Source organism: Candidatus Pelagadaptatus aseana, assembly GCF_040362265.1.
In the GTDB taxonomy this organism is placed as follows: domain Bacteria; phylum Pseudomonadota; class Gammaproteobacteria; order Pseudomonadales; family Cellvibrionaceae; genus Pelagadaptatus; species Pelagadaptatus aseana.
Genome location: NZ_BAABNJ010000002.1, coordinates 232,755 through 249,286, shown reverse-complemented (window position 1 = coordinate 249,286; position 16,532 = coordinate 232,755). Strand labels below are relative to the sequence as shown.

Sequence of the window (16,532 nt, the reverse complement as noted above, 5' to 3'; positions counted from 1 at the left end):
TCTAACGTTACTGTCTCGAATTAACGAGGGCAGATCTCGTCAGCAGAGAAGAAGTAAGCCACTTCACGCTCGGCAGACGCGGCAGAGTCAGAACCGTGCACAGCGTTGGCATCGATGGTTTCAGCGAAGTCAGCGCGGATGGTGCCAGCAGCAGCTTCCTGCGGGTTGGTAGCACCCATCAGGTCACGGTTGGCGGCGATGGCGTTCTCGCCTTCCAGAACCTGAACAACAACAGGACCGGAAGTCATGAAACCAACCAGATCCTTAAAGAAAGGACGCTCTTTGTGCTCAGCGTAGAAACCGCCGGCTTTTTCGTCGTCCAGGTGCAACATTTTCATCGCAACAACATTCAGACCAGCTTTCTCAAAGCGGGCAACGATTTCACCGATAACGTTTTTGCCTACGGCATCGGGCTTGATGATGGACAGGGTGCGTTCTACAGCCATTGTGTACTCCAAAAATAAAAAAACGCCGATTTCCACCGGTATTCCGATGAAAGATCCGCATCAGTTAATAAAACCTTTGATAATGACGCCCCGGCTATTGGAAATGGCCCGGACGCAGATATAAAGCCGGAGAATTATACGCGCTTTTGACTGGGGTTAATACGCCCCCAACATCTGAAACACAGGCAAAACCCGTGCAAAATCGGAAAAAACAAGAAAATTTCGCCAAACAGCCGAAACTCTAGCTCTGGCGAGACAAAGTTTCCTTGGGCAGTTCACCAAACAGGGCTTTATAGTCACGGGAAAATTGACCGAGATGATCAAAACCATACTGACTGGCAACTTCGGTCACCAGTCCCCTTCTTGGTTCTATCTGCAGCAAATTGCGACGCACCTCATTAAGCCGCGCCGAGCGCAGGTACTTCTTGGGCGACACCCCCACATAGCGTTGGAACAGCTGCTGCACATAACGACTGGAAATCCCCCGCCACTCCGCCAGGAAATCCACCGTCAGGGAGCTGTCGAGATGTTCACCAATGTAATTGAGCAGCTGATGCAGGTGCTCGTGATCCTGTCGGCTGCCGCATTCACTGAAAATCGGTAACTTATCAGGCACCAGTTTGGCCACCAGCGGCAGCAACTTATCTTGGTATTGCTCGATCATATGGCAACTGGCTTCAGCGGGATCCCTGTCGTGACTGAGGTATTCCGCCACCGGATGCAGGCAGTCGCGGATTGCCTGGGCTTCCTGTTGTTGCAGGGTCAGAATTCTGGCCTCACCCTGCAACAAATCCACCAACGAGCCGTAACCCAGAGAGTCGAGCCAGTCAGCGGCCATGCAAAAGCTGTATAACAGGCAATTCTTGGGCAGAATCAGATCCACCTGCCCTCCCTGAGGCATGACACAAATCACCTCATCCCTGCAGGGGCGGCCATTGAGAACCACTTCACCCTGACTGCTTTGCTGGGGAAAGAAAAACGAAATCGCGGGTCTTTCGGCCACCAGCTGACCCGACATAATGGCGTTGGTTGAGGAGCGGGCAAAGGTAATATTGTCATTCTGGAATCTCAGACTGACCACTTCCGGCAAACCCGGCTCCAACAGATACGACTTCAGCCTCCAGCCGTATTCAATACCCTTTTCATAGCTTTCATAGCCATTAAAGACGCCGGAAAATCGATCCGGTGAAGAGCAACTGTCACACATAATTTTTTGCCCAAACCCCAATAACCACCAAAAAATAATGGTTATTTAATCACACCACCAGCGCCCCAAACAATGAAAAGCGCGCCACAAAACGGTTCTTAACAGCCAACAGAGAAATAAAGAGTCATTTTTTAACAACATAGAGCAATAAAAACCCTATATAGTCAGGGTATTCGCTTTTTCGATAGTCAGCGGCAAGCCCGATTTGCTAGCCTCGCGACTTAACGCACAAAAAACCTTACAGAAAAAGCGGTCTTGCCATGGAACAGGCCAATAACAATCAATAAAAAAGGTTGCCAGTCCGTTCATGACATTAAAACTGCATTTATTAACCTCTGAGCCCGACAGCCTGTCCGGCGCGATTGAAGACATCTCGCTTGAAGCCGGGTGGACTTTCACGCAAGCAGAGATTGCATTACTGGATTATCGCCAAGCCGAACTTTCCGTGTTCGACGTCATCCTGTTTGATACCCGGCAGCATTTTGGTCACGCCTTCGCCTGTTATCAGCAACTCATGGCCCGCGGCAAAATTGGCTGCCCCTGTATTTTTGTCAGTGACCAGTACCATCACGCTGAAGCAGAAACCCTGGCGGCCATTTCTGAAACCTACTATCTGGTGAAACCGGACACCCAGGCAGAACTTGCCAGTTACCTCAGCAAATTCACCCGGGCCAAGGGCACCCTGTTTAATCGTTTCAACGCCATGCTGCATGGCGATCTGGGACAACTGCTCGATAAAACCAGCATCATCAGCATCGCCGACACCCGAGGCCGCATCGTTTACGCCAATCAGGAGTTCTGTAACACCAGTGGCTACCAGCTCAAGGAGCTGCTGGGACAGAACCACCGCATACTCAAATCCGGCACCCACGCCGACGACCTCTACCGCGATATGTGGGGCACCATCTCCCGGGGCAACACCTGGCAGGGCAAGGTTTGCAACCGGCGCAAGGACGGCAGCCTGTACTGGGTCAAATCCGAGATCCACCCCATCTGTGATGCCCACAAACGCCCGGTGTTTTACTTCTCCATCCGTCAGGAAATCACTCAGGAAATCGAACTGACCCAGCGACTGGCCAGCAATGAAGAGCATCTGCGTCTGAGTAACGCCTTTGCCAAGGTGGTTTCCTTTGACTGGGATTTTGCCACTAATCAGGTCAAAGTCTCCGATGAAGTGGAAGCCCTTTACGGGCTCAAAGACCACGGCAATCTGATACCACAGGAAACCCTGCAGGCAATGATTCACCCCGAAGATGTGGATGAAGCACTGGCCAAGGTTAATTTCAGCAAGTCCAATGACACCGAATACAAAGTAGAACACCGCATCATCCAGCCCGATGGCGAATCCCGCTGGGTCGCCAAGCGCGCCAAAGTCATCAGTGACGATAACGGTCAACCCGTGCGCATGCTGGGTGTTGTGACTGACATTCAGGATCTGAAAGAAGCGCAGAACCGGGTAGAGAAAGCCAATCAGATTAAAACCGCCTTTTTGACCTCTCTGGCGCATGAGGTGCGCAACCCGCTGAATGCCATTTCCGGCTACGCGCAACTGATTGCCAGCCAGCCCGAGGGGGATTCACAGGATCGAGCCAAGCGCATCGTTGAAATCTGTCACTATGTGATTGAGCTGCTCAGCGAAGTGGACGACCTGTCAAAAATTGAAGCCGGTAAATTTGACCTCGACATCCAAACCATCCATTTGGATACCTTATTGGCCGATTGTCGTCAGGTCATCAACCCGCTACTGGGCAGCATTCGCCTGTTCTGTGACAGCACCGAACTGCATCTGAAAGCCGACCGCCGCTACCTCAAGCAAGTGCTTATTAACCTGCTGAGCAATGCCATCAAATACAATAAAGAAATGGGTCGCATTCTGGTATCGGCCAAGACTCTGGGCAACGGCCTGACTCGCATCGAAATCGAAGATACCGGTATGGGCATCGCCGAGGACGAACTGGATAAAATCTTTATCCCATTCGAGCGACTGGACTGGGAAAAGAGCGAGGTTCAGGGGTTGGGGCTGGGTCTGCCCCTGACCAAGATGCTGATCGAAAAAATGGGCGGCAGCATTGGTGTCGAGAGCCAACCGGGGCTCGGCACACGCATCTGGTTTGAGTTGCCCAGTTGCGACCAGGATATCGAACCACAACCCGAAACCGTCCCCGCCGGGAGCGCACCATCGCAATCCTTTCATTTCGATTCCGGCTCCCGAATCCTGCTGGTGGAAGACAACGAGTTCAACCAGCACTTTATGGCCGAACAGTTGGGACTCTATGGTCTGGATATCCACCACGCCAGCAATGGCCGGGAAGCCCTGAAACTGCTGCAACAGCAGCCGTTTGATCTGATTCTCACCGACTGCAATATGCCCAAGATGGACGGCTTTGAGTTGTCGCGCCGCATTCGCGCCAGCGAAAACGATCGCTTGCGTACCACTCCCATTGTTGCCATCACCGCGCGCAGTTCTAAACGCTCCTATCAGGAATGCCAGGAGGCTGGCATCAACGACATCCTGATCAAACCGATCATGGCTGAAAACCTGCTTCAGAAAATACAGGAAAACCTTCGTCAGAATGAGGTCAAACCTGAACTGAAAACCGAAGGCAAACCCCGGAAACAAAGCACATCGGCAACTGACGTCGGCCATCTGATCGATCAAGAAGTCTTGCATGGTTATATCGGCAACGACAAAAACGCCCAGAAAAAACTGCTGGAGATCTACCGGGATCTGTTTAAAAACGGCACTCTGGAACTGTTCCGCGCCTGGGAAAAGCAGGATTACCCCGCCATCCAGTTTGAGGCCCACAAGCTCGCATCGTCATCACTGGGAGTGGGCGCATCCTCGCTGGCCTGCAGTCTTCGTAAACTGGAAGATAACATCATCGATAACCGCCTCGATGATCTGGGCACTTACATAGAACACATCAAACACCTGCGACCGTTGTTACAGCGTGAGCTGGATGCTTTGATTGACGGCGAAGCTGCGGTTGAACCGGCCTGCGAAAAAATACTGGATCTGGCAAAAGCCTCGCACCTGCGGGTACTGATCATTGATGACGATGAATTTGCCATCAATCACGCCAGTCACCACCTGTCGCGAATCGGTCTCAAGCACATCGACAGTGCCAGCAGCGTGGCTAAGGCCCTCAAGCAAACCACCGGCGGCAAACGCTACGACATACTGCTGTGCGACATCAATATGCCCGGCAGCGATGGCCTGGAACTGATCCGCCTGTTGTCAGCCAACTACTCGGGTGAAGGCATCGTAATTTACAGCGGTGAAAAAGCCCTGATTAATTCAGCCAAAAACCTGATCGCCAGTTATAACATGAGTTTTCTCGGACACCTGGAAAAGCCCTTTGAAAAATCCCAGTTGATCCGGTTGATTCAGAAACGTCTGGAACAACCCCTCAGCTGCAACGTAGAGAACCAAGCCTCCATCACCGACAAAGAGATCAGGGAGGGCATCGACAATGACGCCATCACCCTCGAATATCAGCCCCAGACCAGCACCGACAGCAACCAGATTGTGGCGGTTGAAGCGCTGGCGCGTTTCCGTTGCAGCAATGGTGAAATCATCAGCCCGGGCCAATTTATTCCGCAGATTGAGCGCATGGGGCTCGATTACCGTTTCTCAATCTGCGTTTTTGAAAAAGCGGTAGACCAGCTGGCCCATTGGCTGGGCAATGGCATCGACATCAAGATGGCCGTTAACTTTTCCATGAATGCCATTGAAAATCTGGAGCTGCCGGAGGTACTGGCCAACATTTGCAAACAGCATGATATTGACACCGGACGACTGGTTATCGAAGTCACAGAATCGGAAATTACCAGCAACCCTCAAGTGGCTCTGGAAGTTCTGGGCCGCATGCGTTTGCAGGGTTTTGTTCTGTCCATCGATGACTTCGGCACCGGCTACTCCTCACTGGAAAAACTGCAGATGCTGCCTTTCAGTGAACTCAAGCTCGATCGCAGCTACGTCAGTAACGCCTGTCAGGAAGAAGTCTCCATGGCCATCATGAAATCCAGTATCGAACTGGCCAAACAATTGAATATGACCACCGTTGCCGAAGGCGTTGAAAATGCCGAAGACATGGCTCTGTCACACGAGATCGGGGTCGACATCATTCAGGGGTACCACATTGCCAAGCCCATGAGCGGTGACGCCGTTAGCCACTGGATAGAAGAATTCAAAGACGCGAAACAGCAGAGAGAAACCGAGCATGCATAAAATTCTGGTAGTCGATGACGACCCGTTTTTTCTTGAATTGATTGATTCGGCACTGGCCGACTATGAGATCATCAAGGCCGCTGATTGCGAATCAGCCTTGAGTGCCTATCAGGAGCACCAACCCGCACTGGTATCCCTCGACATTGGCTTGCAGGATTGTGATGGCTACAGCATTTGCCAGAAAATACGGGAACAGGACAAGCACACGCCAATTCTGTTTATGTCCGGCAATAATGATCTGGACAGTCGTCTGCGCGCCTATGGCGAAGGGGGCAATGATTATATTGCCAAGCCCTATCAGAAGGATGAGCTGGCCTGTAAAGTCAACAAGCTGATTGAACGTCATGTCCATCAACAACAGCTGACCAACCAACTGCAAGATCATTCCTCACTGATCAATAACATCCAGCGCGAGTCGGCCAACCTGCAAATCGTCAACCGCTTCATACAATCGAGCATGCACTGCAAGGACGCCGAGACACTTCTGGGGATCTTTTTTGTCGCCCTCAGGGATCTGGGAACCTGTGGCGTACTGATCCTCAACGACCATCCCGAACAACCCCATCACAGTGGCACACCTGCCACCCGGCTGGAATACGAAATTCTCAGTATGAGCGACAAACTGCCGCGCATTCACAGTTTCGGCAAAAACCGCGCCGTCTTTAACTGGCAGAGAACCACCCTGTTGGTCCGGGAATTAAATTCGTTGATCGATGTACTGGCCATTCTGATGGACGCATTGGACATGGTGCTGTCGGCCATTGAAACGGAAAACGGCCTGGTGGAAGAAATTGCACAACTGGAAGCGGCCAACAGCGAATGCCACAACGAAGTGGAAGCATTGATTCAGGACATGAGTCTGAGTCTGCAGGATGCCATGATCACTTTGGGTCTGGTTTCCGATCTGGGTGCCGACGAAGAAAAGATGATCAATGACACCATTCACGACTACAGCCATAAGATCCAATCAAAGCTGATCGCTCAGACCGAACAAAGCCTCAAGGTGAAACACCTGATCGACCAACTGCGAACCCCCTCTGAAGAAATCCAGCAGATGCTGGCACAGGCCCAAACAGACAATGACAACAGCGATGCCGTCGAGCTTTTCTGATGGGTAATCCCGACATTCAGAGCGGCGCGATGGCTACTCTGAATGTCAGCTGGAACTGTCTGAAGTGTTACTCAGACATCGAAGGTTTTACCAGGCTTTATAGGGCAGGAACTTACCGTTCAAAGTAAGAATCACACGATCACCTTTTGGATCTTCCTGCTTATCGACGTCCATAGTGAAATCGATAGCACTCATAATACCGTCACCAAACTTTTCCTGAATCACTTCTTTTAAAGTGTCGCCGTAAACGCCAACCACTTCGTAAAGACGATAGATCAGTGGATCCTGTGGTACTTCTTTGTCCCAGGTTTTGGTTGGGAACGCCATCAATGCGGCTTTTGCCCCTTCCGGGAGATCGAGGAATTTACATAACTTGGTAGCAGGCTCTTCGGGCATGGAATTCATACCCAGGCAAGCGGAGGTAACCCATACGGTCCCCATTTCGATTTCATTGGCAATGGCTTCCCAACTCAATCCTCTGGCCTGTTTTTCAAGAATGATTTTTTCAGTAACGTCGAGTTTATTCATAGCATTTCTCCTGAATCGCTAGTGTGGTTTGAATCTCTTGTATTTTTAAAACCATTACATCTCAAGTTCTGTTGCAGTCATTAAATCCTGTTTTCAGTCAGCGCCAGTAAAGCAAAGCCGCAATAATCATACTCAACATCAAAGACACCCCCTGCCAGAATGCGACTGGGTTGCGCTCGAGCAGAGGTGCCCGGGCCTGATTGACAAACGCTTTATTGGGATGACGCAAGTCGTATATAAATTCACTGAGTGCTTCGTAGCGCTTATTCGGGTCAGGGTTAAGGGCCTTCTTCAGCGAATAGTCGATCCACGCTGGGGTATCGCGCTCGGCGTCCAGCACACTCTGGTATTTCAAGCGCCACTGTTGTGCCCGCGTGGTTGCACGGGCCACCTCAGCACCGTAGGGCAAGCGTCCCGATAACATCTGGTAGGCCATAACAGCCAGTGAGAACTGATCGGATCGGGCGCTTCCGGGTTCACCAATAAAATATTCCGGTGCGGTGTATTGGGCCGTACCCAGAATATTTCGATCAGAGGGGTAGTTGGTAAATTCATCAACACCGGCTACCCAGGTCGATCCAAAGTCGATTATTTTGACCGTACCATTGCGGTCAATCATGACATTTTCAGGCCGCAGATCCTGATGCAGCATTTCCAATCGATGGAACGCCAATAGACCGCGAGCCACCTGACGGATAATTTCGCGTACGGCATCGAGCTTGGGAGCAGGATTGTCATGCATCCACTGGGTCAGAGTTTGGCCCTCAATGTATTCCGTTACGACGTAAAGGTACTGGCGCTCCCGTGACAAGGGAAAAGATTTTAAAACATGGGCGCTGTCTATTCTGCGCGCGATCCACTCTTCCATCAGAAATCGCTCGATCGCTTCCGGATCTTCCCGCAGTTCTGTTGCCAGAGTTTTAATAACAACTTTTTCTTTGCTGGCATCATCTTCGGCGAGAAAAACATGGCTGCGGGCACTGGCATACAACTGCCTTAGCACCGTGAAGCCATCAAATTGCATACGGGGTTTGAGTGAAGGCGGAAACGGTTTTTGAATTAATTGCTGCTGAATTTCACTGGCACTTCTGTCTGGCAAACTGTCAACGCGAACAATCTGAACCGTCAGATTATCATCGCTGCCATTATCGAACGCTTTTTGGGTGATGGCCTTGGCCGCAAGCTGGAGATCGTCTTGATGTTCATCGCACAAGGCCGCCATGTCACGATCGCTGACAAATTCATAAATGCCGTCGGTCATCAACAGGAAGGTATCACCTTCTGTAAGATTGATTTGGCGATAGTCACAATCGAGCTGCTGATCCATTCCCAGCGCGCGCTTGAGGTAGTGTTTTTCCGGGGAAATCTGAACCCGATGTTCCTGAGTGAGTACTTCCAGAGCTTTATTATTGAGGCGATAGATCCGGGAATCCCCGGCGTGCAGAAGATGCGCCGTGGCGGACTTAATGATCATACCGCTGAACGTGCAGACATAACCTTTGTCCAGGTTGTATCTGAATTCACTTTTTCGAGTCTGCGAATAGAGCCAGGAGTTGCAAGCCTGCAAAACTCGTCTGGCCGATTGCTTGACACTCCAGGTTTCTGAAGTGCTGAAATAATCTTCAAAGAAATTGGTTACCGCCGTCTCGCTGGCAATCTGACTGACCTGACTGCTGCTGATACCATCAGCCAATGCGATGGCGATCCCCTTGGTACTGCGCAACGGCTCCGTAGGCTCGTAAATACCATGAAAATCCTGATTGAGCTGTTTGCGCCCCTTATGACTGTACTGACCGCTTGAAATGGAAAGGGAACTGGCCATGGGCTGAATTAGGATCCTGTCGTTGCGTGCGGTGTGCCGGAAAATAACCGTGAAACTAAATGAGTGAAATTAAATGAGTGGAATTAAATGGGCGAAATTTAATGGTTAGAATTCTGAATGACTCTGCCCGGTTATGGGCAGAGTCATATTCAGTTCAGATACCCGGGTTGATTAGATAACAACCGCAGTTTCAGAATTAGATTCTTCCGCCTGAACAGTTTTCTTGCTCTTGCTCTCTTTAACGTGGGTCAGGTACAGCGGCAGACCTACCAGCAGGAAGCCACCAACCAGGTTACCCAGAGCGGTTGGAATTTCGTTCCATACGAAGTAATCAATCACATTAAAGTCACCACCCATGATCATGGAGAACGGGAACAGGAACATGTTAACGATGGAGTGCTCGAATACCATGTAGAAGAACAACATGATAGGCATCCACATAGCGAAGATCTTACTGATCGCAGAGGTAGAGATCATTGCCAGTACAACACCCATGGACACCATCCAGTTACACAGCATGCCGCGAATAAAGATGGTGAACCAACCCAGAATACCCTGCTCTTTGTAGCCCAGAGTCCTTGATTCGCCAATCGCTGCAACCTTGTCTGCAACCGCACCGCCATCAATTTGATAACCGTAGGTGAGAATGAAAGATGCAAAGAATGCCGTCATCAAAGCACCGGCAAAGTTACCCAGGAATACCAGGCCCCAGTTGCGCCACAAACCCTTCATATCACAGCCGGGTCGCTTATCGATAATCGCCAGAGGCACCAGAGTAAACACACCGGTCAACAGGTCGAACTTCATCAGATACAACATGATAAAGCCGACAGGGAACAGTACCGCACCCAGTACCGGGTTACCGGTTTTAGTAATTACCGTAATGGCAAAAAAGGCCGCCAATCCCAAAATTGCGCCGGCCATCATGGCGCGAATAAAGGTATCTTTGGTTGACATAAATATTTTTTGCTCGCCTGCATCCACCATTTTCTTGGCGAATTCACTCGGCTCCAAATATGACATAGCACACTCCTATATATTTTTAATAAACATCTACGACAGACACTGTTTGCCGTGACGCCAAAGGTTTAAGAACTTATAAAAATTTTTTGGCAATCAGGTTTTAGCAATTACGATGCCAACAACCGGAAACGCCCGTTTCAATTGGATGTGCGGGAAATTTTGTCGGTGAGTCTCGCTGATCACAGCGATTTTTTTGCACCACCAGAGGGCAGGATCATCCAGCATTAATCCTTAATGCTGTGAATAAGCGCACCAAAAGTGTGTTTTTTTGACCGCATGGTGAAATGATTTTCAGCGCAAACTTGAAATAAAGTCATCGTGCAATTGTCGCCATCAGTGGAGCGAAACCGGCCCATATTAATGGCATCAAAAAATCACGATTTGCAAGTCAGGCAGGTAGGGGAAGGAAGTCACGGGGAGAAAGACACGGAAAGAAAGCTATTGATCTGCGGACCATCAAAAAAGCGGCGACGGATGCCGCCGCTTTCATTATCACTCCTCCAGCAAGCCCTGCTGTCGGGCAAAGGCCAGAGTCTGATCCAGAGAGGTTTCCATTTTCGTCAGCAGCTCATCCACCTGCTCGCGATTGATCACCAGTGGCGGGCAAACCGCCAGACTGTTGCCTGCCACCGCACGCAGAATCAAACCATTGTCCTGACAGCAGGCCACGGCCTTGGCGCCTACCTGACCGTCGGCAAAGGCTTTGCCCGTCTGCTTGTTGGCTACCATTTCTACTGCGCCGATCATGCCCTTGCCACGCACTTCGCCCACCAGCGGGTGATCGGTAAATTTGGCGCGCAGTTGCTGCTGCAGGTAATCACCCAGATCGGACGCATGTTCGAACAACTTATCGCGCTCGTAGATTTCAATGACTTTTAACGCCGCTGCGCAGGCTACCGGGTGGCCGGAATAGGTATAGCCATGTCCAAAAACGCCGACTTTGGAGGACGGGTCCACCATCGCCTCATACATGTCACCGCGAATCAATGAGGCACTGATGGGGATATAGGCCGAAGACAATTGCTTGGCAAAAGTCATCATGTCCGGCTTTTCAATGTTCATGCTGTTACAGCCAAAATCAGCTCCGGTGCGGCCAAACCCGGTAATCACCTCATCGGCCCAGAACAGGATGTCATAGCGATTGAGAATTTCCTGAACCTTTTCGTAGTAACCCGCCGGCGGCACAATCACCCCACTGGCACCGGTAATCGGCTCGGCAATAAAGGCGGCGATGGTCTCGGGCCCTTCGCGAATAATCATCTGTTCCAGATTGTTGGTGATGCGCGCGACAAACTGGGCTTCGGTTTCATCGCCAATACGGCCATTGAAATAGTGGGCGTGGTCGGTACGCAAAATCCCCAGTGCATCCAGTGGCGCTTCAAAGTGCGCCAGATTGGCCGGCAGACTGGTGAGTGAACCCGCAGCGACTGTGACACCGTGATAGGCCCGCTCGCGGGTAATGATTTTGCGCTTCTCCGGCTTACCAATGGCATTGAAGTAATAACGCAGCATTTTGACGTGGGTGTCATTGCCATCGGAGCCGGAATTGCCAAAGAACACCTGGGCATTGTCCATGGGCACCATGGCAGACAACTTCTCGGCAAGGTCAATACCCACCTGATGGGATTTGCCACCAAACATATGGGAAAACGACAATTTACCCAGTTGCTCGTTGATGGTGTCAATCAGCTCACGGTGGTTATAACCCAACGAGGTACACCAGAGCCCGGCCATCCCTTCCAGATAGGCTTTGCCCTGTTTGTCGTAAACATAAATGCCTTCACCGCGATCCAACACCAGTTGTTCTACGGCCTTGAGATTGGTTTGCGGATAAATAACGTGTGACATATGGATTCCTCACCTTGCTGTCTAACCTGTCAGGTATATAAGAAGTAGCCTATCATCGAACCCGGAACCAATAAGTCACCGCAGCTCAAACTCAGGTTTTCCTAATATCAAACAATCATCGGACACATTGAAAATAATCTGGCACACAGACTTTCAACCAATGGTCTGACAATTTATGGTTAATACTGGAATTGATACTAGTAATTGATACTAAAAATAGGTGCTTTAAAAAGCCCTCAACAAGACTCAGCCAAACATGAATAGTTCCCCACAAAACCCGACACTGTCCTTTGGTCAAAAAGCTCTGACTCAGGTGGAGCGCATCGGCAACAGGCTGCCCGATCCAACCCTGTTGTTTATCGGCCTGCTGTTTATCACTTGGGTCCTGTCCTGGGCCCTGTCCTACATCGACTGGGGCGTTGCCGATCCCAGAACCGGTGAACCCCTGACGATTGTCAATCAACTCTCCGGTACGGCCATGGTGGGTTTTCTCGGGGATATGGTGGATAACTTTGCCCACTTCCACCCCATTGGGGTGGTATTGGTGGCCATGCTGGGTATCGGCGTGGCAGAGCACACGGGGTTTATCAATTCAGCCCTGATGGCCATGCTCAACGTCACCGCTCGCTGGCTGGTAACGCCCATGCTGATTGCCGTGGGCATTCTCAGTCACACCGCAGCCGATGCCGGCTATGTGCTGGTCATCCCTCTGGGCGGCATCATCTTTTACGCCGCCGGGCGTCACCCATTGGCGGGAATAGCCGCCGCTTTTGCCGGCGTGTCTGGCGGTTTCTCCGCCAACTTTGTGCCATCGGTGATAGACCCCATGCTGCAGGGCATCACCCAATCCAGCGCCCAGATTCTCGACCCGGAAATTGTTCTCAACCCCCTCAATAACTTCTACTTTACCGCCTCGTCGTCGCTGCTGATCATTCTGGTGGGTTGGTATATCACAGATAAAATTATTGAACCGCGACTGCAGAGCGCCTCACTGGACGAGGACCTGAGCGATATGCCCTCCATGGAGCCTCTGGGCGAACAGGAGCGCAAAGGGCTGCGTGCGGCGCTGCTGACCATGGTGGTAACCATTGGTTTGCTGGCTCTGTCGACACTTCCGGAAACCTCCCCCTGGCGCGGCCAGAACGGCTCGCTGGCGGAACTGGGCGCACCCCTGATGAACGCCATCGTCCCGCTGATCTTCCTGATCTTTTTATTACCGGGGATTGTTTACGGATACGTGGCCGGCACCGTCAACAGTGCCAAGGACATCATTGATGGCATGACCAAGGCGATGGAAAGCATGGCCTATTATCTGGTGATCATGTTTTTTATTGCCCAGTTTATCTACGCCTTTTCCCAATCCAATCTGGGTATTCTGCTGGCGGTGAAGGGCGCGGCAGCACTGCAGGCAGCGGGCCTGCCTGCGGCGGTGACCATTATCGGAATCATTGTTCTGACCGGACTGCTGAATCTGTTCATCGGCTCAGCCTCGGCCAAATGGGCACTACTGGCACCGATCTTTGTACCTATGCTGATGGAACTGGGTATCTCCCCGGACCTGACCCAGGCAGCTTATCGGGTGGGCGATTCCGCCACCAACATCATTACGCCCCTAATGCCCTACTTCCCGCTGGTGGTGGTTTATTGTCAGCGCTATATCAAGAGCTCGGGTATCGGCACAGTGACTGCGCTGATGCTGCCCTACTCACTGATCTTCCTGACCATCTGGACGGCCTATCTGCTGCTGTACTGGAATCTGGGCTTACCGCTGGGATTACAGGCCAACTACGCTTACTGATCCAGAAATTCACACACCAGGGCATTGAACTCTTGCGGCTTTTCCGCGTGGAGCCAGTGCCCGGTGCCCTCAAGGGTTTTGATATCGGCGTTGGGGTGGTATTGATGAATCGCCCATTCATCCTGTGGTAATACATAGTCCGATGCCCCACCACGAATATACAGAACGGCCCCCTCAAAAGGCATCACCAGATCCGGCGCACACCGAACTGACTCATAACCGGCTTTGATGGCATCGAGATTACAGCGCCACTGAAAGCCCCCCGATTCGGCTCGCACCAGATTGGTCAACAAAAATGAGCGCACGCCAGACTCGGACAAGTGGGCCTGCATCAACCCATCCGCCTCGCGACGACTGGCAACCACACTGGGATCTACCGCATCGAAAGCGGCAAAAATGTCATCATGCCCCGGCTCATAATCCACCGGCGCAATATCAGCCACCAGTAATTTATGAATCAACTCAGGATGATCCTGACTCAACTGGATACCCACCTTGCCCCCCAGAGAGTGGCCAATGTAATCCACCCGGTGCCAACCCTGCCCCCGGATCAGGCGCGCGATGTCTTCAGCCATGTCTCGTTGAGTCATACTGTCGGCGTGAAATGAACGGCCGTGATTGCGCAAGTCCACCAGACACACCGGGCGGTCGTCGATGGCCCGAGCGATACCCAACAGATTTTCACCGGCACCAAACAGGCCGTGAACCAACAACACCGGGATGCCGGACTTTTCTGGGTTGATAAACCGAGTATTGAGGGAGGGGTGCATAGAAGGCTCTGTCTGCGATCAGGAAAAACAAGCGGCATTAAACTTCGACCAAGCGCCAGTTGCAAGCCGGCTAAAGACCATGCCACCCTGAGACAAAAGCAACCCGATCATAAACAGCTCTATCTAAATCATGCAAAGTTACGATTACATTATTGTAGGTGCCGGTACCGCCGGCTGTGTGTTGGCCAACCGCCTTAGCGCCGACCCAAGCAAATCCGTGTTACTGCTGGAAGCCGGAGGCAAAGACAATTATTTCTGGATCGATATTCCAGTGGGCTACCTGTTCACCATCAATAACCCACGCACGGACTGGTGCCTGCAAACCGAGACCGACCCGGGCCTGAACGGCCGGAGCTTGGGCTACGCCCGTGGCAAGGTACTGGGGGGCTGCTCCTCGATCAATGCCATGATCTATATGCGCGGCCAGAAGAGCGACTACGATCACTGGGCCGATCTGGGCAACCGCGGTTGGGGCTGGGACGAGGTCCTGCCGGTATTCAAAAAATCCGAGAGTTACCAGCACGGTGCCGACCCCTGGCACGGTAGCGATGGCGAACTTCGGGTCGAAGAGCGTCGAGTCAACTGGGAGATTCTCGATGCCTGGCGCGATGCCGCTGAAGAATGCGGCATCCCCAAAATCCCTGAGTACAATCGCGGCGACAATTTTGGTACTGCCTATTTTCAGATGAATCAGCGCAAGGGCAAGCGCTGCAGCGCCGCTCATGCGTTTCTGCATCCAATCAAAACCCGCTCCAATCTCACCATTGTGACCCACGCCGAGGTTCAGAACATTGCGTTTGAAGATCGCAATGGCCAGTTGACCGCCACAGGGGTAAAGGTGCGTATCAACAACAACGAGGAGCAACTGTTTCAGGCCCGCGCCGAAGTGATTCTCTCCGCAGGCAGTGTCGCCTCGCCACAACTGCTGCAATTGTCCGGTATTGGCCCCAAAAACCTGTTGCAACAACAGGGTATCAGCGTACAAAAGGAACTGCCCGGGGTGGGTGAAAACCTGCAAGATCACCTGCAGATTCGCACCATCTACAAAGTATCCAACACCCAGACCCTGAATCAAAAAGCCGGCAGCCTCTGGGGCAAAATGAAGATGGGACTGGAATACGCCCTGTTCAAAACCGGTCCGCTGACCATGCCACCGTCGCAATTGGGGGCATTTGCCAAAAGCGATCCGTCCCAGCCCAGCGCCAACATCGAATGGCATGTGCAGCCATTATCACTGGACAAATTTGGTGAGCCACTGCATCAATTCAACGCCATAACCCCCTCGGTGTGTAATCTGCGTCCCAGCAGTCGTGGTCACATTCGGATTCAGAGCCCAACCGCTGGTGCTCCGCCGCGCATTACCATGAACTATCTGGCAACCGCCGAGGACCAGCAGGTGGCCATTGATGGCCTGAACTTTACCCGTCGTATTATGGCTGCCGACGCCCTCAGACCCTTCGCCCCACAGGAGTGGCTACCGGGGCCGGAGTTAACAACGCCCGCAGAGCTGCTCAAGGCCGCGGGGGATCTGGGCACCACCATTTTTCACCCGGTTGGGACCTGTAAAATGGGCCAAGACCCGATGGCCGTGGTCAATGACCGCCTGCAGGTGCATGGGGTTAACAATTTACGTGTCATTGATGCGTCGATCATGCCCACCATCACGTCGGGCAATACCAATGCACCTACGGTCATGATCGCGGAAAAAGGGGCGGAATTTATTCTTCAGGGAAACCCGTGAGCCGCAC

Annotated in this window: 11 protein-coding genes; 4 read left to right on the top strand and 7 right to left on the bottom strand. The window is 51.9% G+C overall.

The window, feature by feature from the left end; genetic code table 11:
• Window positions 1–20: 20 nt before the first annotated feature.
• Together ndk and ACPXV9_RS03710 are read right to left on the bottom strand one after the other, a co-directional pair.
• Entirely contained in the window at window positions 21–446 is a 426-nt protein-coding gene (ndk, locus tag ACPXV9_RS03715; protein ID WP_423894696.1) for a nucleoside-diphosphate kinase, read from the bottom strand.
• A gap of 241 nt (window positions 447–687) precedes the next feature.
• Entirely contained in the window at window positions 688–1,653 is a 966-nt protein-coding gene (locus ACPXV9_RS03710) for a helix-turn-helix domain-containing protein (RefSeq protein ID WP_423894695.1), read from the bottom strand.
• A 307-nt stretch (window positions 1,654–1,960) separates the two neighbouring features.
• Between ACPXV9_RS03710 and ACPXV9_RS03705 the strand changes: the two genes are divergently transcribed.
• Window positions 1,961–5,884 carry an EAL domain-containing protein gene (locus ACPXV9_RS03705; RefSeq protein WP_423894693.1) on the top strand — a complete coding sequence of 1,308 codons (3,924 nt, stop codon included), beginning with the start codon at window positions 1,961–1,963 and terminating at the stop codon, window positions 5,882–5,884.
• Complete coding sequence (locus ACPXV9_RS03700) at window positions 5,877–6,995, top strand: response regulator transcription factor (RefSeq protein ID WP_423894691.1); 1,119 nt, start codon at window positions 5,877–5,879, stop codon at window positions 6,993–6,995. Before ACPXV9_RS03705 ends, ACPXV9_RS03700 begins: the two co-directional genes overlap by 8 nt.
• An 87-nt stretch (window positions 6,996–7,082) precedes the next feature.
• Here ACPXV9_RS03700 and cynS read toward each other — a convergent pair whose 3' ends face one another.
• The 4 genes from cynS to ACPXV9_RS03680 all read right to left on the bottom strand — a co-directional run bounded on the left by cynS (window position 7,083) and on the right by ACPXV9_RS03680 (window position 12,216).
• Window positions 7,083–7,523, bottom strand: coding sequence for a cyanase (gene cynS / locus ACPXV9_RS03695; RefSeq protein ID WP_423894690.1), 441 nt, complete (start codon window positions 7,521–7,523; stop codon window positions 7,083–7,085).
• A gap of 97 nt (window positions 7,524–7,620) precedes the next feature.
• Window positions 7,621–9,345 (bottom strand): protein kinase domain-containing protein, encoded by a 1,725-nt coding sequence (locus ACPXV9_RS03690; RefSeq protein WP_423894688.1) that lies wholly within the window; start codon window positions 9,343–9,345, stop codon window positions 7,621–7,623.
• 171 nt (window positions 9,346–9,516) lie between these two features.
• Complete coding sequence (locus tag ACPXV9_RS03685; protein WP_423894686.1) at window positions 9,517–10,368, bottom strand: formate/nitrite transporter family protein; 852 nt, start codon at window positions 10,366–10,368, stop codon at window positions 9,517–9,519.
• A 492-nt stretch (window positions 10,369–10,860) separates the two neighbouring features.
• Window positions 10,861–12,216: an aminotransferase gene (locus tag ACPXV9_RS03680; RefSeq protein WP_423894684.1), complete on the bottom strand. Its 1,356-nt coding sequence runs from the start codon at window positions 12,214–12,216 to the stop codon at window positions 10,861–10,863.
• A 256-nt stretch (window positions 12,217–12,472) separates the two neighbouring features.
• On the opposite strand from ACPXV9_RS03680, the gene ACPXV9_RS03675 reads away from it, so the two are divergent.
• On the top strand, window positions 12,473–14,014 hold the full coding sequence (locus ACPXV9_RS03675) for an AbgT family transporter (protein WP_423894683.1): 1,542 nt from the start codon (window positions 12,473–12,475) through the stop codon (window positions 14,012–14,014).
• Here the strand turns inward: ACPXV9_RS03675 and ACPXV9_RS03670 are convergent.
• Window positions 14,008–14,784 carry an alpha/beta fold hydrolase gene (locus ACPXV9_RS03670; protein ID WP_423894681.1) on the bottom strand — a complete coding sequence of 259 codons (777 nt, stop codon included), beginning with the start codon at window positions 14,782–14,784 and terminating at the stop codon, window positions 14,008–14,010. The genes ACPXV9_RS03675 and ACPXV9_RS03670 overlap by 7 nt on opposite strands.
• A 130-nt stretch (window positions 14,785–14,914) precedes the next feature.
• Here ACPXV9_RS03670 and ACPXV9_RS03665 point away from each other — a divergent pair, with 130 nt between their 5' ends.
• A complete protein-coding gene (locus ACPXV9_RS03665; protein WP_423894679.1) occupies window positions 14,915–16,525 on the top strand; it encodes a GMC family oxidoreductase in 1,611 nt (536 codons plus the stop codon).
• The last annotated feature ends 7 nt before the right edge of the window (window positions 16,526–16,532 follow it).